The sequence below is a fragment of the Emticicia sp. BO119 genome (assembly GCF_013912375.1).
In the GTDB taxonomy this organism is placed as follows: Bacteria; Bacteroidota; Bacteroidia; order Cytophagales; family Spirosomataceae; genus Emticicia.
This window is the reverse complement of sequence record NZ_JACETV010000008.1, coordinates 251,685-273,375: the sequence shown is the minus strand read 5'-3', so window position 1 is coordinate 273,375 and position 21,691 is coordinate 251,685. Positions and strand designations below refer to the sequence as shown.

The following is a 21,691-nucleotide window of genomic DNA, read 5'->3' as shown; positions in this document are numbered from 1 at the left end:
ACTTTAATATTATGAAAAATTTCATTAGCAAAGCCATGCTATTGTTATTATTTGCAATAGTAGCCAAAGCACAATCTCAACGAGGTACTATCAGGCGTTTTAGTCAGACTTTCGCACTTCAACATACAGCCCCAGTATCCAATCAGATGTTTCATTTGTTTACTAATTACTCACAAATGAGTCATTTTTTTAAACCTGCAATTATTAGTGAGGCCAATGCTACCCGGGTCATTAGTAGAAAAGATTTTGTGAATCAGTTTGTGGTAGCAATATCAGGTTCAAAATCAAATAAAACCAAACCAATTATCACCACGGTGCAGCCTAAAAATAATAGTTTGTATGTGTATTATGAAGAGGTAAATTCATTAGATGTTGACAAGTCGGCAGTTATAGCAGTACCAAAAGACGATTTTAAAGAAATTGTTTTTGTAGACAGGACTTCTAATAGCCAGAAACGGATTTATTATAATGAAGTACCACCTACTGTGTCAAAAATCGTACTTTCTTATTTAGATATGCCTGCATCGGATGCCTACAAGCATGAATATCAAATTTCGGTCGATGAAATGGGTGAGGTGATCGTAGTAAAAGATGTAAATGGTGAAATTGTGGAAAGAAACGATTTTATTATTTCCGAAAGAAATTTTGAAAATCTAAAAGCCAGTACAATTAATTTGGATAATGGTGGAGAAAAAATAGACCGTAGCATAATACAAGGAAAAAAATATAGAGAGATATTATTGTTAGATGACTCTAATCGGGTAATATATTCTCTAACTTGGGATAATATGAATAAAGTAAGTGAATCAACTAAGAAATTTGTAGAAGCCATAGAAAATCTGGTGCCTGAAGGAGTAATCAGTTTTGAGAAAAACAGTGAAGTGCAAGTGGCCAGAAATTAGTTTTTATTAATTATTCATTAAATTTAAAAACATATGGAAACCGGGAAAATTGTCAGAGAAGTGAATTATATTATTATTCATAATCTTGATGCACAAGAGGCATATATGGATGCAGCAAGCAATGTAGAGAATGATAAATTGCGCAAGGTGATGCTTGACGAAGCCGATAAAAGAGGAGGCTATGCAAGAGAATTGCAAAGAGAAATTAAAAACTTAGGAGAAGAGATCGCAGATGATACAAGCACTGAAGCTGCGTGGCGTAGAATATGGCTCGATATTAAAGATATATTTACAACAAAAGATGATGCAGCTATTGTAGAAGAATGTAAAAAAGCTGATGATGAAACAGTAATAGCCTATGATACTATATTGCAACTTGGTAACGGGTTTCTGCCATCACGCATTTATAATATTATCAGGCAACAAAGAAAAGAAATAGGCCTGACCTATCAGGCCCTTTTAAGATTTCATGAAGTAAAGATTGAGCAGTAATCAGGGCTTAAAAATTATTTTTCCTGTTTGTATTTTTTCAATTTCGGCTCTATTCATTAATTCGGCCCGAGAGCCGCCTTCTACAAACATACTTGCCTGATCATCATAATGCTTACTCATAACATTGCCCGACTGTCCGGTTGGAAGCACACTTTCACTGTGTTCGGGATTGGCAAAATCAATAATTCGGCGTAAAGCAGGTCCATAGCTTACCTCATAGATACCGGTGGAGTCAATCGGAAAATCTAAATTATTAATGGTTTCTCTACCACCAGGCACAGGAAATGGCCCAACATTAAAGAGTTTTCCAACTATCGGTAATATTCCCAGTGGATGCTTGTGAGTAAGAGTATGTACCTTTTTCCATTGCCATTGGTCAACGTCATTTCCTAATTGTTGCTCAAGACTTGCTACTGCCTCATTCAACGATCTCGTCAGTATTTGTCGGCGGGTTTCCCGTTCTTTAGTATGAATATTATCCCACCACGGAGAATCTTCTTTCTTTATAAGTGTAATCATATTTCTCTTGAAATTGACATTGTGCTCAAAAGATTCAAAAATCTCATCACCTAATTCGTCTTTAACTGTATTGACAAGAATATAATAAATAAACCGATAGAAAATGGTTGGTTCAACCTCTTCTAAATTATGAGTTCCCTCCCAAGGAATTAGTTTTTCAATTGATCTTTTAGCCAATGGAGACAACTCTTCGGCAAATATAATCGGGATAATACTTCTTAATAGACCTTTAGTATTAGGTGAAGTAACATCGTTAATTACTTTTCGCAATTCTCCCTGTGTCCAGTCTTTTTTATCTGTTAATAGCAGTTGTTCAATGCGTTTGGCTCTATCGCCTGGTACATAGTACCCAGGAATTAATCCTCCACCCATATCTGCAGGTTGGTTATTAGCAGTATATAATACCCCGCGTTGTGGATTTAAAATCTGGGGATTCTGAGAAAAGTCAAGCCAGCCTGTAGGGTCATCATTACCTGAAGAACCGTCTAAAATCAGCATTGGGTTTACATGTGTTGGGCGTTTAGGTAACTTTGCTGCTGCCCACCAGGCAATATTTCCACCAGTATCAGCCCACATGAAGTTCAGACCAGGAGCTGTTAAAACACTTACAGCTTTACGCGCCTCAGCCGCGTTTTTAGCATGTGCTATATCATAGAAAATCTCTAAGAAGTGGCTTGGAAATTGATTAAACACCCACCACATGGCAATAGGGTCCTGATGGTCAGCCATTTTATCAAAACTATCATTCATCAGAATACCGTGGCGAGAATTTTTAACTTGGATTTTCAGATCTGTTCCATCCTTTACCTTAATGATTTCTTCATAGATTTTTAAATCCTCCCAATGATCTTTATACCAGACCTGATTCGGATTTTTAGGATTGGCTTTTTCCCTGAAAAAGTCTACGTCATCGTTTTCAAACATAGTTAGACCCCAGCCACCATATTGTGAATGCCCTAATGCTGCCAGAGGGGCTCCGGCTAAGAAATTACCATAAAATTTGAATCCGGGGCACTCAAGATGTGCTTCATACCAGACTGATGGTTGTGAGAAAGCAATATGGGTATCATTAGATAGAATCGGCTTTCCTGATTTGGTTTTAGTGCCACTAAGCACCCAACCATTGGATCCATGATAAGGTGGAAAGGGAGCAGACGTTTCAATAGAGGCTAACTGATTAGCTATCTTAGCTAAATTTTTAGCTACTTTAGCTACAGAATCTCTGGCTTGTACGGATATAGTGGGTTCGCCTTTGGGCCACTGCGACCAGACATCTTTCAGATATGTATCTCCATATTTATTATATATATAGGTAGCAATAGACTCAGATCTGAAAGCTTCTGCAAAGGTAAACCCCATATAGCCTGCAATAATATAGGTATCTTCTAAGGTAAAAGGTGTTTTAGGAATACTTGCCAGAGAAAATTCAAGGGGTCCTTTACCCGTTTCAATAAATGCATTAATGCCTTTTACATAGGCTTGTGAGGCTCTCACAAAAGGTGCATCGGGATTATTTTTTACCAACGAATCAATGGTCCATTTAGCATGCTTCCGAAAACCCAAAGTCCGGAAAAACTTATCTGAAGGGATCGCATCTTTGCCAAAAAGTTCAGCTAATCTTCCATCTGCCAATCGCCGTATTAACTCCATCTGAAAAAGCCGGTCTTGAGCGTGTACATAGCCGAAGGCATAAAATAAATCTTCTTCGTTTTGCGCATATATATGCGGAATCCCATAATCATCATACAAAACCTCTACTTCTTTTTTCAGACCTTTTAATTGCAAATCTGTATTCAAATCGGGTTTGAAACTATTGAGCCATAAGAAGATGCCAATTCCTACTAAAACAATAAGTATTAATATACCTAACAATATTTTTTTGAAGAGTTTCATAGATGGAAGAACTAAAGGGTTATTATATAGTAGCTTTTTCGTCTATCAGGCAGGCAATTTATAAAAAAACTTTTATAAAGAGTATTGCATCAGATAATAAAATAGCACCTTCAGTATTTTCTAAAGGTGCTAAAAGGTGTCAGACATTTGATTATCTCGCAAATTTTCGAAGTTGCTCTTTAACTCCTTTTTTCCGCCTGCGAGACCAGTCTATTGTTTCATTATTCTTTAATAACAGCCCATTAGGTGTTTGTTGAAGCACGTAAGCCATATTGATTACATGACTTTTATGAGTTCTTATGAATTGCCCGTATGGATGAAGCACTTCATGCACTTTGCTTATGGTAAGTGCAACTACATATTGTTTGCCGCTGGCTAAATAAATAGTTGTATAATTAATACAAGCAACTAATTTAATAACGTCAAGAGGGTTTATGTAGGTGCTGCCGACTATATGCACACATTTTTGAGTTATTTTATTCATTTTTTAGTCACATTTATAAAATTAGCAAAGCGTTTGACTTTAAAAATAGTATTGAATAATAGCTTATTCAATGAAGTTGTTTTGTATGAACCAAAAGAAATATCTGTAATTAGAGCTTATATAAGTTCCCAGCGATGAGCAAAATTAACAATACTCGCCACATTGCGGGCATTTAGCTTGCGGCTAATGTTTTTACGGTAAGTATCCACTGTAAACTCACTTACACACAATTTATTGGCTATTTCCATAGAAGAAAATTCAAGAGCGATTAGTTTAATTACTTCGACCTCCCTATCTGTAAGACTGAATCGGCTAACTAACTCCTGTTGAAATGGCGTTATAGAATAGACGTACTTGTTCTTGACGCTGAAACCATTTTTTTTGCCACGATAAATTTCCTGAATACAATCGTAAAGCTCATGGCTACTTGATGTTTTTGAAAGAAAACCTTCTGCGTCTATCTGTAGCTTCTTTAATAAACTCAAACTGATAGAATCATATAAAATTAATATTTTGTTGGCATATTCCTTTTTTAAATCCTGGGCAAATGCAGTATTTACTTGAAAAAGCATATTAAAATCAAGCAGTAAAACATCAGGAGAGTTATTTTTTAAACCGGCTAATAACTCTTGTTGATTAAGAGCAAAGCCGGTTATCTCAAATTTATCTGATGAATTAAGAATAATAGATAGCCCTTCCAAAAATAATGAATAGCTATCTGCAAGAAAAAGTTTGATTTTATATGTCATAGCAAGGATCATTTTGGAACCTTCGGGAGTAATGTTACAAAGGTCGGATATACATTCTTATTGTTCAATACCCCATTGGTGGTATATTATATACTGTCAAGACAGTATTTTTTGTAAAATTATAGGTGAAAGATTAAATAAAAATTAGTACATTCAACGCATAATAAACTTTGCTCCTGACTAAATGAAAAATTATTCTTTTCTTTTTTTGTTTCGCCTGATTATACCTGACCTGACTGCATACACTAAATCAAGTGCCGATAGTTTGCGTTTGGTTTTACTTAAGAAAAGTAAGTCTTCAATTACAGATATTGTGTCAGAAAGTGACAAAATATTTGGTAACTGCGCTCATATTTCTGAACTAAATCTAAGAATATAATTAACAGATTAGTATTTATCAATTACCCAACTCGTAAGTTTTACGTTTATCCCTTACTATCCTAATCCCATCATGAAAAAATACACTTTTTTTTATGTATCACTATTGCTTTCCATTAATAGTTTTTGTCAGCAGGTTAATATTCCAAAGGCAGATAGTCTAAAAAGAATTTTGACCAGACTTCCGGCAGAAGGGAAGTCTTTTGCGAATGATACGACGCGTGTAAGAATGCTATTTGAGGTAGGTGAAGAAGCATTAAATGCAAATGCCGACTCTGCGGTATTATTAGTAAAGCAAACTCTTGCTTTTTCTCAGAAAATAAATTACAAAAAGGGTTCTTTAAAAGGAAATATAATGTTAGCCCAGTATTATAGAAATCAGTCTTTGCGGGCTTCAGAGTATCTTTTCAAAGCATTACATATTGCAGAAGAATTAAAAAGTTACTCAGATTTAATAAAGATATACAATTTGATTGCCTACAACTATTCTAAGCTTAATGATTTGAATAATGCCTTAAAATATTATCAGTTGCATTCTGGCTTATGCAATAAATATGGTAATAAAGAAGACTATTTAATGAGTTTAAATTACATCGCAATTACCTATTTTAAATTTAATAATTACAAGAAAACATTAGAGTATCTGACCAATTGTGAACGGGCTAATGATTCTCTTAGGAGTAATAAAGTAGCTACCGCTACTTTAATAAATATCGCCAAAGTTTATATAAAAACAAAACAGTATGATCTGGCACTTAATAGATTGCAAAGAGCTATTAATGTAGAAGATGGATATAAAGATCGCATAGCTTATACTGCTCACGAAATTGCTCAGATATATCTCTTGCAAGGCAATCTGAGTGATGCCCTTTTATGGGCGCAAAAAGCATATGCCTATTCAAATGGAGTCGGGAAGTTTTTAGTTGCTGAAATAGCCAAAACAGTATCTGATATTTATTTAAAATTAAATAGAAAAGATCTGGCTTTTACTTATCTGAATACTTATATACATGCTAAACTTGATGAAGATTCAATCAAAAATTCTCAGCTTAACAGATTTATCATACTTGATTACGAGGCTGAAAAGCAGCAACAAAAAATACAAGAATTAAACATAAGCACAGTAAAACAAAGAAATCAAAACACTATACTTTTAATCGTAGTGATAACTACGATGATAATCATTGGAGTTATTTTATTGTTTTACCGTTCTTTATTTTACAAAAATAAGCAGATATATACGCAAAAGACAATTATTGAAAATTTTAATAAAGATTTAGAAATAAAGGTACAAGAGAGAACTCAGGAACTATCAGAGGCTAATGATGAATTGATAAGGAAAAACGAAGAAATATTAGATGCACTATTTAAAGGGCAAAGCATTGAACGAAAGAGAGTGGCCGTAGAATTGCATGATAATCTTGGGGGAACACTATCTGCAATTAAATGGAGACTTGAAGCTCTGAATGGAAGTAACCTGACCGAAAAAGAAAGAAAAATATATGATGGAATATTGAGTATGATGAAGAATGCCTATGCTGAAGTGAGGCTTATTTCACATAATATGTTACCAGCTGAGTTTGAAGAAAAAGGATTGCTTGAGGCTATAAGAAAACTCTGTAAAGATGTAAACCAAAGTGAAAAACTTCATATAGATTTAATTTCAGAAGGGGATATTCAAAGAATTGATAAAAGAATGGCTTTAGAATTATACAGTATATGTATGGAACTAATAAACAATATACTAAAGCACTCGGAAGCTAATAAGGCTGAGATTAGCCTTGAGGTAAGTCTTCAGAATATTATCCTGAGCATACGAGATAACGGGAAAGGAATTTCAGATTCCTCTACAACCAATGGCGTTGGATTAAAGAATCTTAAAACACGCCTTGAAACAATTAACGGAAAAGTTAATTTCAATAGCAGTGATGCTTGGAGAACTGAAATTACTATCGAAATTAATTATTAATTAAATTGAAATGGTAGCTTCCTAAAGGATCTGGAATCGTAAAGGCGTAAGAAAAAATACCCTAAAAGTGCATAGCCGTCTTTTAAGGTAGCACAAAACTCATCTGTACCTAACGCATTTCCAAATGGGCGATCAACATCAAAATAGTCCATAAGTATTTCATCAACAATACTAAGTTCTTTTTGCGACAAGAATATTCGATCTGTACTTACCACTTTATCAATTACGTTTTTGAACTTTTCTTCCCGCCATGCATTCGGTTGACGGTCTATTTTTATTTTAAAAGATTCTCTGTCTGGAATATTTACTTTAGTGTAATACTTCGAAAACACTTCTTGTAGTAAAGTATCAGTCATCTCTGGAAGCGCCCAACCTAATTCGGCCACGTAGTTCTCTTCAGAGTCATCCGATATTAGGTTAAAAGCTCCTTCTAAAGCTCTATAACCAGTTCGATAAAAAGTCTCATCTTTATAGGCCCGATTAAGCATCATTAAAAAATAGGCTACACCAAAACGCCCTTCAATAAAAGTTTCATCAAGTGCAGCAAATTGATATCCTATTTTAACAGATATTTGGTTGTTTATTATTTTTTTGAAACTCAGCCAATTACAATTGAGAGGATAGCTGATATTGGGTTTTTCACTTTCATCTACTAAACTATTGCCCTTGCTTTTAGCTGATGGTTTATACCATATCGCTTCTTTGCATAGCAAATTGCCTATTTGTACGGCTGTGAATAAATATTTTTTTCTTTTATTCTCTCTGTTTTCATAAATCCAATCGTTTTTAATGGATAAGTCTTTTGGAGGAACAATGATTAATTTTCGATTGCGGAAGTATGTTTTAGAGAAGAACTGAAACTCTTCTTGATAATTGTACTTAGAAAACTCATTTATATAAAACTGGGTGGTCCAGTCTATATTTTTTCGGTAGGGGCAATCTACAAAAGCCGTTGTTTCACATCCTTTTTTATGTGGGCAATCTGTTAATTCAGGCTGTTTACATTTTTTTTGATTTAATAGATTAATTAATTCATCTACATCAGGTACCCTATTATGTTTTTGTATAAAATAGAAATCAATAATTGCCATAGAGATATGTATAGCACGATAACTGCCAAAACTTGTGTAACGTCTATCGTCAGGATTTTCTCCAAAGCTAAGCCCTCTTTTTAAGGGGTAGGTAAACATAGGCTTCTTTTTCTTAAAGAAAAGATGTTCATTAAATTCCTTATGAATGTCTCTTACTATTTCTAAACAGATAAGTATGTGCTTTCTGGGTAAGTAAAGAACGCCAACATCAGCATGTGTTTTATAGTTGTTGATATTTGACAAGAACTTAAACTGAAATGGTATCTTGTTATTATCAAAACTTGTTTGAATTGTTTTAAGAAATCTTGAAATAAGATTTTTTTTCGGGTAAAAATTCCAGTAGAATCTTATATAATATTCATCAACAAAGTCATATTTGCCATATATCCAGTTATAGTTTTCCTTATTGTCTTTACTTATATCGTTAAATACATGAGTTGGATGTATTTTTTCAGCATTCTGATAGGGTTTGTTATCTAAAGTATTTGGGTCATTTATGAGTTCTTTTTCGTAGTATCGGCCTTTTGCTTCAAGTTTTTTTAAACTCTCTTTTCTTAATACACCGAAATCGCTATCATAATGCCAATATGAACTTTGCCAGAATAACTCTTTAACCGGTCTGTTTTCTTTAAAATATTTATTAAACTCATTATCAGTTTCTGAGTAAGAACTTAAGTTTTTAAGGTCGCGGCTATAAATATCATAAATAAATCTGTGAAGGGCATTTGTTTGTATATAGTAGTCTTTGAATTTTTCGTAATACTCTTCGCTTAATAATACTCTTACAGCAGTAGAATCACTTGACGATGATCCTATATGTTTTTTTTCAGAACTAAAAAAATTCTCTTCAATTATAAGATTAAGTATTTCGATAAACTCGTCTCTAAGTAATTCGTTATAAGGTTTTTTAATAGCTCTCATTAATTTTATTATTTAAATAGGTTAAATAAAAATTATCAGAGTAACTCGTATCAAGTAATTCAGTAAACTTCTTAACTGCAAAGTAGCCTTCATCTATACCTCTGTTTAAAAAGGCCTTTATATAGGTTTCCATTAAATTAATCTCGCACAGTCGCAAAACTTTCTTTAAAAAAGAAGCAGGAAGAGGTCCTTTATCCGGATACCTCTTTATATAATATGCCTCAATTATTCTCTTTATTATTATGTAGGCATTTTTAGGTGTCAGAAGTGTATTAAGAGAGTTAGGGCCAATTGGGGCTATACTTTTAAAAATAATTGAACAAAAAGTAACTATATCCCAACAACTATCGCCGGTGGCGGCCATTTCCCAATCAATAAGTTTAAATTTTGATTCCGAAGAATTGTAAATAAAATTCTGATAACGGATATCCCGATGAATGATTGTTTCATTATCTATCCACTCAATTGATTCTATGATGTCCTTAATACTTTCAATTTTATTTGCCAGATCTTTTAAGGATTTATTCCTCGATTTTTTCATATCCTCTAAAAGAAGCGGTCTTTTATACTTATCAAGCAAGGTAGGTTTAAAAGTATCGAAATAACTGGGTAGTTTTTCGTTGTTTTCGAATCTATCATGAATCTGAGATAAGATATGGGTAACCCCTTCAATAAACTTAGATATTTTTTCTTTGTCAGTTAAGGTATCGCTTTCTATAGAATCATATTTTAAGCTTGATTCTTGAATCAATATTTTATTTTCAGAATCAAAATGTTTGAACTCACCAACTGAATCTAACAAAATATTTTCTTCCCTAAGAAAACTATAAAAATTGGCTTCATTCTCAATAGTCTCTATATAGCTTTTCTCATCATTATCAGGTTGCTTTAGAATAAGCACTTTGTCTTTCAGGACTACTTTGAAAATATTATTCCGACTACTTTTAAAATATTCGTTTATTTCCAGATTACCATCCTGTAAGGATTCATAGCCAATATTTATAGTTTCCTTTGGGTGATTTATCATATACTGAAAGATACTGTATCCGGTTAATAACCACATAAATGATTAATTTTTTAGAAACTGTTTGAGTTAAATTTTGAAAATAAAAAAGGATAACTTTTGTGCCAGGACAAGGTGTAAAAACCGGAGTTTAGCAGAGCTAAATGAGGCTTTTTTCACCGCAGTATTGGTCAAAAAGCAACTTTTTTAGTTCAATAAGATTAACTCAAACAGTTTCTTAGATTTCAGAATTAACGGTGTCCGTCAGTATAAGTGCTTAAAGCTGTTTTGTCAAGTAGGTCATTAATATCCTTTACTGAATAAGTTTGTCTGTTATTATTCTTATCCATAGCGATAATATTATCCGGTTTATCCAAAAGGAAAAGCGTTAATGAGTCTTTTTGCCAATGTAGAAAATCATTATCATGGAAAAGAACACCCACATGATGCTTAGGGTCAATACTGGCAGTATCATCAAGACTATCGTTATCGTCTGCATTCAAAAAGTAAGCATATTTCTTATTCGGTTCAGTTTGGTGATCACCCATCAGGAATACACCGCCTAAAGGGACAACATTTGTTTCTAAATCGTTTGCAAACTTCTGTGCTTCCGGTTTTAAATCAAAGGCATCTCTATCGGCTGCTTCTTTAGCAGAATCTTTGAAAAGGGCATCAAATTCTCTTAAGGTCATGATTTTATAAGGGTTTAAATATTAAAAATTTGGTTTAGCCTATAACTAAGTCAATACAAACCTTTGGGCACATTTTAGATAATGGCCTTGAGATTGTAATTCATTGTCAAAAAGGATTAATTCATTTTACAAGGTAGAACACCTAATATCTATAAATTAAGAAAAGTGTATTCAACTCAATCAATTAAACCATGTTTCTGAGCATACTTATATAGTCCAAGAGCTGAATTAACCCCTAATTTTTTCATCAGATTCCTTCTATGAGTTTCAACTGTAGTAGGACTAATATAGATTTTTTGGGCTATTTCTGCATTTGAAAACTCCTGTACAATCAGTTTTAAAATTTCTATCTCACGAGGCGTTATCGGAATACTCACACTAACCTCTTCTGTACCGCTTGGTGTATTCAGGTTGGGTATTTCGGCCAGTTTCATTACAGCTTCATCACTAAGATATTTTTTTCCGCTTGCTACGGTTTTAATAGCAATTTCTAATTCTGTTTTTTCAATTTTCTTGACAATATACCCTGCGGCACCAGCTATTAAAGCCTCTTTAATAATGGCAGGTTCTTCCGACATCGTCAGAAGCATAACTTTTATATTAGGATATTTCTCACGAATCCTTATGGTTGTTTCTATGCCGTTCATTAAGGGCATATGATAGTCAATCAGCACAATATCTGTTTCTGATCCCTCTAAAAAGGTTAATACTTGCCAACCACTATTTTTTATCCCTACTACTTCAATGCCGTCCATCGTATCAATTAAAAAACCTAAACTTTCGGCAACAATAATGTGATCATCAGCAATTAAAACCCTGATTTGCATAGATAATATGTATAATTAATAAAATAAAAAGAAGTGGATAAATTGATTTTAATAATGGCTTGTGGAGGCAGTGTTTGGCCTGATTCTTAGACAAAGCTAATATATCTGGAAATAAAATAAAATACCTATAAGTAGTGAATTTTTTATTTCTTCTTTTTTTGATATAGAGGCAAAAGGAATCTTCATAATATTTCGTTTGGATTTCAAAATTCGTTTACTATCTTTGGTTGTCATCAATAAAAACCAAAGAATATTATGCTGAGTCGTGTCGCCAATTCTATTTATTGGATAAGCCGCTATATTGAGCGAGCAGAAAACTATTCTCGTTTTGCAAGCGTAAATCTGAACCTTGCCTTGGATGCTCCAGGTATTTTAACCGAGCAATGGGAGCCCCTGTTAATAGCTACTGCTGATAATTACGGTTTTTATGAGTTTCATAGCCGGGCCAATCGGAATAATGTGATTGATTTTATGACTTTTGATAAACGTAATCCCAACTCTATCTATAGTTGTCTGGCTGCTGCCCGTGAGAATGCCCGTACTATAAGAGAAAGCATCACAAAGGAAATGTGGGAGCATATAAATATTTTTTATCTGAAAATAAAAGAAACACAATCTGCCAAAAATTGGGATGTAGAGCAACTCCAACAATTTTTTACTGAAATAAAAGACGGATGCCAGCTTTTCTGGGGAATTGTTGACGCTACAGTAACACGTAATGAGGCTTTTCATTTTGGGCGTATGGGGCGTTTCTTGGAGCGTGCCGATAAAACCTCACGTTTTTTAGATGTCCGCTATTTTACTCTATTGCCTGATGATGAAGCCTTCGGCTCACCACAAGAACTATTAATCTGGACATCGGTATTGAAATCAGTAGGTGCCTTCAATATGTACCGTCAGGAGCACCGAGTCATTAATCCTTCGCATATTGTTGAGTTTCTGATTTTAGACAAGAGTTTTCCGCGTTCAGTTTTTTATTGCATCCGTCAGGCAGAACTCTCCTTGTATGAGATATCAGGCCATAAAATGACCGAAGGATACTCTAATCCTGCTGAAAAATCGCTGAGTAAACTGCGCCATGAAATAGAATTTACAGAGGTAGATGATATTTTTCAGAAAGCTCTACACCCATATTTAGATGAATTTCAGATTAAAAATAATAACGTAGCAAAAACTATTTTTGATACCTATTTTGGATTGAAACCGGTTGAACAATAATTTTTGTAAATAAGTAGTAATAACTAAGATAGCTTTTATACTTTTGTAATTGTTTTTTATACATCAGTGATGAATGCTGCTTTCATTGCTAATAGTCGAGGCGGCGATCCGCTCAACATTATAATATGACTTTCTGTCTTGGAGTAAAAGTAGCTAAAGGGCTTGTAGCCATAGCTGATACACGCATCACTTCTGGTAGTGAAGTTTCTACGAATAAAAAAGTATTTATTCACCAATCGAACCATCATTCGATGTTTATCATGACGGCCGGCTTGCGTTCGGTGCGTGATAAAGCTATTACGTACTTTAAAGAGGTATTAGAACAGCAAGACTACAAATTTGATAGAATGTATAAGGCAGTGAATGCTTTTGGTGACCAGGTAAAGAGAGTAGCAAGCGAAGATAAATTTTCTTTAAAAGAGGCTGGGTTAGCTTTTAATCTTTCGGCCTTAATAGGAGGACAACTTGAAAACGACGACGAGCATAAATTATATATGCTATATCCTGAAGGCAACTGGATAGAGGTTACAGAAGGCTCTCCGTTTATTATAATAGGGCAGTCTAATTACGGAAAGCCTATTTTATATCGTAATCTTAAATATAATACTTCGCTCCAGGAAGTACTAAAATTAGGGTTTCTGGCCTTTGACTCAACACGGGTAAGTGCTAATGATGTTGATTTTCCGATTGATGTTATTCTCTGCGAAAAGAATAGTTTTAATATGGCCGAACACCGTTATGAAAAACAAGACCTGGAGCAGATTTCATATCAGTGGAACGCTCTATTGAATGCTTCCGTACAGAAACTTTCAACAGATTGGATGGAGCCTATCTTTAGTAAAACTTTAGAAGTAGGGGAGTAGCCTACTTCTCAATCCAAATATTTCTTGATTCCGAAAACTTACTGTTTTGTAACCTGATAATGTACTTGCCGTCTTGTAGGAAAGACAGGTTTATTTGTCTGCGTTCTGTAAGAGAGGGTACGAGCGTAGAGTAAACAAATTTACCGTTTACATTATAAACAGATAATAGCAAGTCACTAATATCTTCACGAGCTTCAAGATATATCACCCCATCAGAAGCAGGATTAGGATACAGGATCAGGTTTTTGATTTCTGTATTCGGAATGAATGAAAAAGCCTTGGATGTGAATGATCGACAGCCTAATGTCAGACCACTACCAACTGCATAGTTTTTAATTGCCGTTGCCGTAAAAAAACCAGGCTTAACAGACTTAATAATAGATGCTCTTGTGGTTAGAAAAGCATCATCTTTTTTCCACTCGTAAGCGTCAACATGTTCAACTATTTGTTCAGCCTCTAAACTAAATGCACCAATCTGAGCTATAGTTGGTTGCTCCGGTCTGGGTTTAATACTAGTTTTCAATATATCCGAACTTGGTGAAATACAACCATTTTCATCACGGACTTTTACCGAAACACTATAATCTCCTGGTTTGGTAAAAGAAATGCTGCCTGAACTATCGTTGGTACTCCAGAAGCTTTTTCCAAACCCTGAAGCATAGAGCACTATAGAGGAACCTTCGCATACTGTCGGACCATTGCCGATTATAATATTGGGCTTTGGTGGGAGAGCCAGCACTCGGGTGATTACTTCGTTTGAAGGTGGCGAAAAACAATCTAAAGAATTAATACCTCTTACTGTATATACGCCAGATGTGCTCGTAGTAATTTGCTTGTTGGTTTCTCCAGTATTCCAACGGAATCTGGCATAATGTGTATCATTTGTTATTAATTCAGTATTCCCTCCTTCACAAAAATTAGGGTTTTTTTTAGCTGTTGCAAAAGGGACAACAGTGGGGGCTAATCCTTTAATATTGACTGTGTTTGAAAAAAAATAATTACCAATACCATCGCGCATAATGGCACTAAAACTACCATTAGCAGCAGTTAACGAGGTTGCAGTAGAGTTATCAGACCAACGTTGAGAATCAAAAGTTCCTGGTACGCTTAGTTTTGCTGTTTCAGAAAACTGGCAACTGGCCTGCAAGGTAACAATAGGAGATGATAAAAAAGGTATAGATTTATTGAAAAAAATATCGTTTAGTTTTGTATTCCAGGCTTTAGCCAGATCAGAAATTCCATCATTAGTGCCTCCCAGGTTTTTGAAGTGTACTCCTTCTACACGGGGTACTTGAATAGAATCAGTATAAGGGCCTTCAAAAACATTTTCAATGGAATTAATTATTCTGTTCTGGGCTTTTATTACGGCAGGATTCACATGAACAGAAGCAAAATCGTTAAGTGAAGTTCGGCATATAACCCAACTTAGATTCTTGTTGACATCAGAACGGCTTTTTTCGATAATCGTTTTTAGATTCGTATAATAAACATTTTCAGTTGTTTCAGAATCATCTTCTCCCTGTTCCCATAAAACAGCACGTACTCCAAGATAAGAGGCGTAAAATTGTAAAGTAATTCTGAGACCTGAGTAAGGAGCACCCCCGATATAAGGCAGGTGAAATGCATTCTGAGTAGGCTTACCAAGAGCGCTGCTGTACCAGTTTTCTGAAGAACTGCCACCATAAGCAGCATTTAAAAATAAAATAGGCACATTGAGCCGTTGCGCCAGATAATCTCCTAATTCTCCCCAACACCACGAGCCTTGCCCCTTAGGGCCAACCATTGTACTTGTTTCAATATGAGAAAAACTACTGAAATACGGGTAATCCCATAAATTATCTTCTGTTCTGTAATTAAAACAATTCACACGGTCATCAAGAGAAGGCTTGGCACCATAATCAAGTTTACCCTCTGCATTTGACTGTCCGGCAATTACAAAAACTTCGCCGATGCCTACTCTTCCTACCGAACCTTGTACTACAACGCTTTCGTTTAGCAACCCTCTTACCTGCAAGGTGTACCAGCCACCTTGCCCTTCCAGAGTTCCTACAAAGTATCCGCCTTCAGGCTTTGTTGCAATAGTAATCCAGGTTGTTTGAATGCCCTGATTCGACTTAACAGGTACTAACCTTGCTTCAATTTTATCCAGTTCTCCATCAAAATTCCCTGCAATATTTACTAACGAAGTATTTTGATTATTTCTTTGAAAAACACTTCTGTCTTTAGGGAAACTAATTTGTATTTGACTAAAACAAGTAGATGTTAATGTTAATAAAATAGCAATTAAACTCAAAATTCGCATTTCAACAATTCTTCGTGTTTAGGTATTAAAGTACAAAAATAATGAGGAAAAACTAAAATAAAAAATCCTCACTTAATTCGCTGTAAGTAAGGATTTTATAGGTGTTATTTTTTAGCCGAACCTTATTATTGGGTATAGGTTTTATTCAACTTTTCTGAAATCAACCCGTACGGCTCCATGACATGGGCGATAGGTAACAAATACGCCTGGCTGAGCCTGAAGATGCGCCGGAAAAGCATTAATCCTACCCACCATGGTTTTCCCGTTTTTAGATATTAAGGTTACATTTTCATTAAACCACTCAAGAGTCTGGTCAGGAATTAACTCTCCGGTCCAGGTGGCAGTAAAAGTATCTCCTTCGTTATAATATTCTTTGTCTAATATAACTGTACTTGTATTTTCTGGACAATTAATAGGAGCACCATCGTGTTCGCAGGTACTGGTGTACCCCTGTACTACAAAGTCTTTGAATCCATCGCGTGAAACAGTCAAAAGATAATAGGCATTATGGTTATCAGGCACATTGTTTTTTGTAATAAGTGTATTACCCGAAAACTTGAACTCTATTGATGGATCAAGATTCTGAATTGACATTCGGTATTGTGATAAATCGCTATCAGGAGTAAAAGGATGAAAAGTAAATTTCATGCCGCCTTCTCTACATTCATTATTGGTTTTTACCTGAATCGGCACTCCACTGATTCCGGCCGTGCCATTGGTACAGCCCTGTAGATTAATTTCTAATACACTACCAAGCTCTATATTAAACCCATTGGTGAGATCAATGTTTTTATTAGCCGAATATCGTACCGATGAATGTTCTCTGATTCTATCTGAACTGTTGATACTTTCAGAGGCAAGTATGTCAGTATTAGTGGCAACTAAATCTATACTTGTGATTATATCTGTCTGGCAAGGATAACTTAATTTAACTAACCATATATCCCGAGGGTCTTGTGAACTGGCATGATTTCCACTTACATCTCCATTAAACGACTTCGTTGTACCTATTGTTATAAGCGTTTCGTCTGATGTTTCTATTACACCATTACCTTCGTCATCTTCTGAGCCTCCCATAGTTTTTTGCCAGATAACATCGAAATTCGTCGTTGTTTTCATTAAAAATACGTCAAACTTGTCATTATTGTTGCCCGAAATCCTGTTTCTGTCTACAATACTTCCATTATTAGAATTCGTAGAGCCTATAAAAACACAGTTACCGTCGCGAGTCAGAATCAAATCATTAAGCAGATCTCTTCCAGAGCCACCAAATATTTTTGAATTAACTAAATCGCCGTCTGCGTTTAATCTGAATAACCAGACGTTTTCCTGATAATTGTTAGGGAAGTCGCTATTAGGCTCTTTAAAGAAATCGTCTGACAGAGAATTAGAAACAATACCTATCACTAATTCTCCATTAGGCAAGGCTATAACACTATGAGCTTCATCATTTAAATTTCCACCGTAAGTTTTCTTCCAGATGCTGTTGAGCGATTCATCAATTTTAATGGCAAAAATGTCTTTTGCTCCTTTGTTGGAACCAAATTGTCCATCATCTGAATTAGTACCGCCTACAATCACGTAGTTGCCATCAGATGATTTTTTCATATCAAACGGAAGGTCGTCATTATTACCTCCAAAACATTTTTTGGTGATAATATCTCCTGCCTGACTGACTTTAGCTACCCATATATCACGATTATAAGAAGAAGTATTTTTGCCTGAATCACTAATATCATAATCTGCAGAAGTAGTATAGCCAAGTAGCATAATGTTATTATCAGAGGTAAGCAAAACCCTGACAGGCATATCTTCGCCCGACCCACCTAATAATTTAAACCATTCCCGTTGTCCTTGGGCATTTAACTTGGTAATTAATATATCATAATAGCCCTTAGCAAAAGGGTTCGTTTCAATATTCCTTAAGTCAGAACTAACAAAACTAAGTTTTTGTACACTGATTACCTTTGCAATCATAATATACCCACCATCAGAATTTTGAATAATATCTACTCCTCTGAATCCAGTATAGGCTCTGTCGTCAAAAATAATAGTTTCCCAAAGTAACTCACCCTTAGCATTCACTTTAGAAGCCGCAATCGATTCATAACCCTGTAAAGTTTTTTTTCCTACGGTTATGAAATTCCCATCTTGAGAAGGGGCTATCCGCACACCTTCATCACCATACCAGCTATCCCATCCATAGCACCTTTGCCAATCTATGGCAGTAGCCGAATTCTGGGCATTCGTTTGTAAAAAAACGGAAAAAGCAAGAAGACACGTAATGATTTGTAGAGCTGTTTTTTTTCCTGACATGACAATGATAACTTCTAATAATTTAATTGTATGAACATTCTGGATAAAGGACTTAGTAAATACCTTAATTGAATCCATACTTTTACTAAAGTACAATTTTAATGAAAAGCACTGTTCCTTGAATTTTATAATTTACTGACGTAAACTATAATGACAAAACTTATATAAATGTTATATAAAAGCACATTTTATTTTCCAATGGTACCATATGTCATTCATTTTGCTAAAAATCAAGTTTAGCCTAATATTGGTTTTATCCAATAATTATAAAAAATATTGTCCTGCGTTTTCTTATATTATTTATATTTTGAATAAATAACTACAAAGAAAAACTTCCTTTATAATTAAAAGTTGTTCTATTCTGATAAGCAGTATAATTGTTAAAATAGCTTTTAAACCTATCGGCACAAAATTGATGCCAAAGAAAAGGATTTAGTAAGTAGAGTATAGATGGTTGAGAAAACCGAGAGAAACAATAGCTAAGAATGAAGATACAAAGTTAATGAAAAAAACACATGAAGTGTTTAAAAAACAATTAAAATAGTGGTAATTCTGTTGATTTTAACTTAAAATCAACAGAATTACCACTATTTACAATTAAACTCTTTGGGAGATTAATTCTTTGATATCTCTGATAATTTTATCGGCAAGATTCGAAGCTGTCGTTTCAAACTCTGATTCGGCATAGATACGAATAATAGGCTCGGTATTAGATTTACGTAAATGTACCCATTCTTTCTCAAAGTTAATCTTCACTCCATCTTCTGTATTTATCGGATAACGGTCATATTTCAATTTGATATCCTCTAATACCTCGTCTACATTAATCTCAGGAGTTAATTCTATTTTCTTTTTCGCAATATGATAATTCGGATAAGTTTTTCTTAAAAAGCCGACAGGTTTACCAAACTTAGCCAACTGGGTAAGAAACAAAGCGATACCTACCAATGCATCTCTACCATAGTGCAGTTCAGGATAGATAATCCCTCCATTACCTTCGCCACCAATAACTGCTCCGAATTCTTTCATTTTGACCACCACGTTTACTTCGCCAACAGCCGCTGATGCATACTCACCACCTGCTTTTATAGTTACATCTTTCAAAGCAAGAGTAGAAGAAAGATTTGAGACTGTCCTTAAGCTTTTTTTCTTCTTTGTATTTGATAAGACATAATCGGCCACTGCAACGAGTGTATATTCTTCGCCAAATGGCTCACCATCTTCACAAATGAATGCTAAGCGGTCTACATCTGGGTCAACTACAATACCTAAGTCATAGTTGCTTTTACGTGTTTCAGAAGAAATTTCTCTCAGGTTTTCAGGTAAAGGCTCTGGATTATGAGCGAAGATACCTGTAGGCTCACAATTGATTTGTCTGATTTGTGTAACCCCTAAAGCCTCCAAAAGCATCGGCACTGCAATGCCCCCTGTAGAGTTAATGGCATCAACGACTATTTTGAAATTAGCTTTTTCAATAGCTTTCTTATCTACTAAAGGCAAAGCTAAAATCAGGTCAATATGTTTTTTTAGGTAAGTATCATTGTTAGTTACTTTGCCTAAGTGCTTTACATCGCTGAATTCAAATGACTCATTTTCAGCAATTTCAAGTAACTCGGTTCCATCACTTCCCGAAATAAACTCACCTTTTTCATTTAGTAATTTCAGCGCATTCCATTGTATAGGATTATGACTGGCCGTGAGAATTATACCTCCGATAGCATTTTCTAAAGGAACTGCTATTTCAACAGTGGGGGTTGTAGAGAGCCCAAGATCAATTACATGAAAGCCCATACCTACTAAGGTTGAACAGACAAGATCTGAAACCATTTTACCAGATAAACGAGCATCTCTTCCAAGAACAACTTTAAGGTCGGCATTCGGATTTTTTTTCTTAAGCCAAGCCCCATAAGCAGCAGCAAACTTTACAATATCTAAGGGAGTTAAGGCATCACCACTTTTCCCGCCGATGGTTCCGCGGATACCAGAAATAGATTTAATAAGGGTCACTTTAAATGCGTTTTGGGAATTTTAGGAATTAGGTATTATACATTAATTAAGGATAATCTCGAATTAATATAGGTATTAACTAAGGCTAATCACGGACAAAGATAAAAAAAAACTTAATTTTTTCAATTTCTTTTATTTTTACCTGAACATAAAGCCAATTTAACAAAAGGAATATTAAAGGCGTTTGATATTTACATAGGCATCTAATTGTGATTTGGCACTACCTCTAAAGCCTCCTGTAATAGGGTTAATTAACTCAGGTTGCGCCGAAGACGCTAATGTGATATAGTGGTCGTCAATAATTTTCCCTTCTGTCGGGTCAAAACCACGCCAACCTGCTCCTGGCAGATATACCTCTACCCAGGCATGTAGTTCGTGTTGCTGTAATAAACTGCCATAACAATAGCCACTTACAAACCTGGCTGCAATACCTAAAGCTTTGCAACTTGCTATCATCAGTACTGCATAATCGCGGCAAGTACCCTTTCTGTTAAGCAGTGTTTTTTCGGCAGCGTTGGCTGGCCCCTCAAGTCTTTTTTCATAGACAAAACTCTCTTTGATATACTTTGAAATACGTGCTAAAAAATCTGTGGTTTTCCAGTTTGCCTCTGCTGCAATCTGACGGGCAAACTGGTGTATCAAAGTGGTAACACCAGACAGATTCAGATACGGATGTAGAAGTAAAGCTTCTTTTTCAGGATAATTAAAAGGAAGCTTTTCGGCACTAAAAGGGAAATATATAAAATGATATGGTTTAGTTGGGAGCGATTCTATTTCAAAAGTAGCTTTAAAAGTAAGTTCTTCGCACGAAGAATTAATATAGGCAACATACTGTGCGTTGCCTTCTACATCTATATTCTTATATAGAATATTAGCCGCAGGGTTAATTTCAAGCTCAAAATCGTTTACCTCTTGGTGTGGAGATGCCTTTGGCGACAAATAAATATAATGGGGTGTCAGAAAAACGGGTTGAGAATATTTATAATGTAAAGTATGTTCAACGCTTAGAACCATAAATTGTTTTTTGAGTATTTTAACCTGAGAAACTATTTGAGCTAAAAAAGT

At 34.9% G+C, this 21,691-nt stretch carries 16 protein-coding genes; 5 read left to right on the top strand and 11 right to left on the bottom strand.

The features are described from left to right. The first annotated feature begins 11 nt into the window (after positions 1–11). The gene (locus H1R81_RS22720; RefSeq protein WP_181843046.1) at positions 12–902 is read left to right on the top strand and encodes a hypothetical protein; all 891 of its coding nucleotides are present in this window, start codon (positions 12–14) and stop codon (positions 900–902) included. A 33-nt stretch (positions 903–935) separates the two neighbouring features. Further along, the gene (locus H1R81_RS22715) at positions 936–1,394 is read left to right on the top strand and encodes a PA2169 family four-helix-bundle protein (RefSeq protein ID WP_181843045.1); all 459 of its coding nucleotides are present in this window, start codon (positions 936–938) and stop codon (positions 1,392–1,394) included. On the opposite strand, the gene H1R81_RS22710 is transcribed toward H1R81_RS22715, so the two are convergent. From H1R81_RS22710 to H1R81_RS22700, 3 genes are all read right to left on the bottom strand, one after another. After that, entirely contained in the window at positions 1,395–3,806 is a 2,412-nt protein-coding gene (locus H1R81_RS22710; RefSeq protein ID WP_181843044.1) for a penicillin acylase family protein, read from the bottom strand. It lies immediately after the preceding gene. Positions 3,807–3,957: 151 nt separating this feature from the next. Then, complete coding sequence (locus H1R81_RS22705) at positions 3,958–4,290, bottom strand: LytTR family DNA-binding domain-containing protein (RefSeq protein ID WP_181843043.1); 333 nt, start codon at positions 4,288–4,290, stop codon at positions 3,958–3,960. 116 nt (positions 4,291–4,406) lie between these two features. Further along, positions 4,407–5,039 carry a response regulator transcription factor gene (locus H1R81_RS22700; RefSeq protein WP_181843042.1) on the bottom strand — a complete coding sequence of 211 codons (633 nt, stop codon included), beginning with the start codon at positions 5,037–5,039 and terminating at the stop codon, positions 4,407–4,409. Between the two features lie 451 nt (positions 5,040–5,490). Between H1R81_RS22700 and H1R81_RS22695 the strand changes: the two genes are divergently transcribed. Then, on the top strand, positions 5,491–7,386 hold the full coding sequence (locus H1R81_RS22695) for a tetratricopeptide repeat-containing sensor histidine kinase (RefSeq protein WP_181843041.1): 1,896 nt from the start codon (positions 5,491–5,493) through the stop codon (positions 7,384–7,386). Here H1R81_RS22695 and H1R81_RS22690 read toward each other — a convergent pair. From H1R81_RS22690 to H1R81_RS22675, 4 genes are all read right to left on the bottom strand, one after another. After that, on the bottom strand, positions 7,383–9,398 hold the full coding sequence (locus H1R81_RS22690) for a T3SS effector HopA1 family protein (protein ID WP_181843040.1): 2,016 nt from the start codon (positions 9,396–9,398) through the stop codon (positions 7,383–7,385). The two genes, H1R81_RS22695 and H1R81_RS22690, sit on opposite strands and share 4 nt — an antisense overlap. Further along, positions 9,385–10,425 (bottom strand): phosphotransferase, encoded by a 1,041-nt coding sequence (locus H1R81_RS22685; RefSeq protein ID WP_229251201.1) that lies wholly within the window; start codon positions 10,423–10,425, stop codon positions 9,385–9,387. The genes H1R81_RS22690 and H1R81_RS22685 overlap by 14 nt, the downstream gene beginning before the upstream one ends. 227 nt (positions 10,426–10,652) lie before the next feature. Next, a complete protein-coding gene (locus H1R81_RS22680) occupies positions 10,653–11,093 on the bottom strand; it encodes a hypothetical protein (RefSeq protein ID WP_181843038.1) in 441 nt (146 codons plus the stop codon). 176 nt (positions 11,094–11,269) lie between these two features. Beyond that, entirely contained in the window at positions 11,270–11,920 is a 651-nt protein-coding gene (locus H1R81_RS22675; protein ID WP_181843037.1) for a response regulator transcription factor, read from the bottom strand. A gap of 255 nt (positions 11,921–12,175) precedes the next feature. On the opposite strand from H1R81_RS22675, the gene H1R81_RS22670 reads away from it, so the two are divergent. Together H1R81_RS22670 and H1R81_RS22665 are read left to right on the top strand one after the other, a co-directional pair. Next, positions 12,176–13,138: an alpha-E domain-containing protein gene (locus tag H1R81_RS22670; RefSeq protein ID WP_181843036.1), complete on the top strand. Its 963-nt coding sequence runs from the start codon at positions 12,176–12,178 to the stop codon at positions 13,136–13,138. A 125-nt stretch (positions 13,139–13,263) separates the two neighbouring features. Next, positions 13,264–14,001, top strand: a complete 738-nt coding sequence (locus H1R81_RS22665; RefSeq protein WP_181843035.1) for a peptidase — start codon at positions 13,264–13,266, stop codon at positions 13,999–14,001. Between the two features lies 1 nt (position 14,002). Here the strand turns inward: H1R81_RS22665 and H1R81_RS22660 are convergent, their stop codons facing one another. The 4 genes from H1R81_RS22660 to H1R81_RS22645 all read right to left on the bottom strand — a co-directional run bounded on the left by H1R81_RS22660 (position 14,003) and on the right by H1R81_RS22645 (position 21,640). Continuing rightward, entirely contained in the window at positions 14,003–16,303 is a 2,301-nt protein-coding gene (locus H1R81_RS22660) for a sialate O-acetylesterase (protein WP_181843034.1), read from the bottom strand. Between the two features lie 141 nt (positions 16,304–16,444). Beyond that, a complete protein-coding gene (locus H1R81_RS22655; protein ID WP_181843033.1) occupies positions 16,445–18,697 on the bottom strand; it encodes a 3-coathanger stack domain-containing protein in 2,253 nt (750 codons plus the stop codon). A gap of 519 nt (positions 18,698–19,216) precedes the next feature. Next, positions 19,217–20,626: a phosphoglucosamine mutase gene (glmM, locus tag H1R81_RS22650; protein WP_181843032.1), complete on the bottom strand. Its 1,410-nt coding sequence runs from the start codon at positions 20,624–20,626 to the stop codon at positions 19,217–19,219. 174 nt (positions 20,627–20,800) lie between these two features. Further along, a complete protein-coding gene (locus H1R81_RS22645) occupies positions 20,801–21,640 on the bottom strand; it encodes a transglutaminase family protein (protein ID WP_181843031.1) in 840 nt (279 codons plus the stop codon). Positions 21,641–21,691 lie beyond the last annotated feature (51 nt).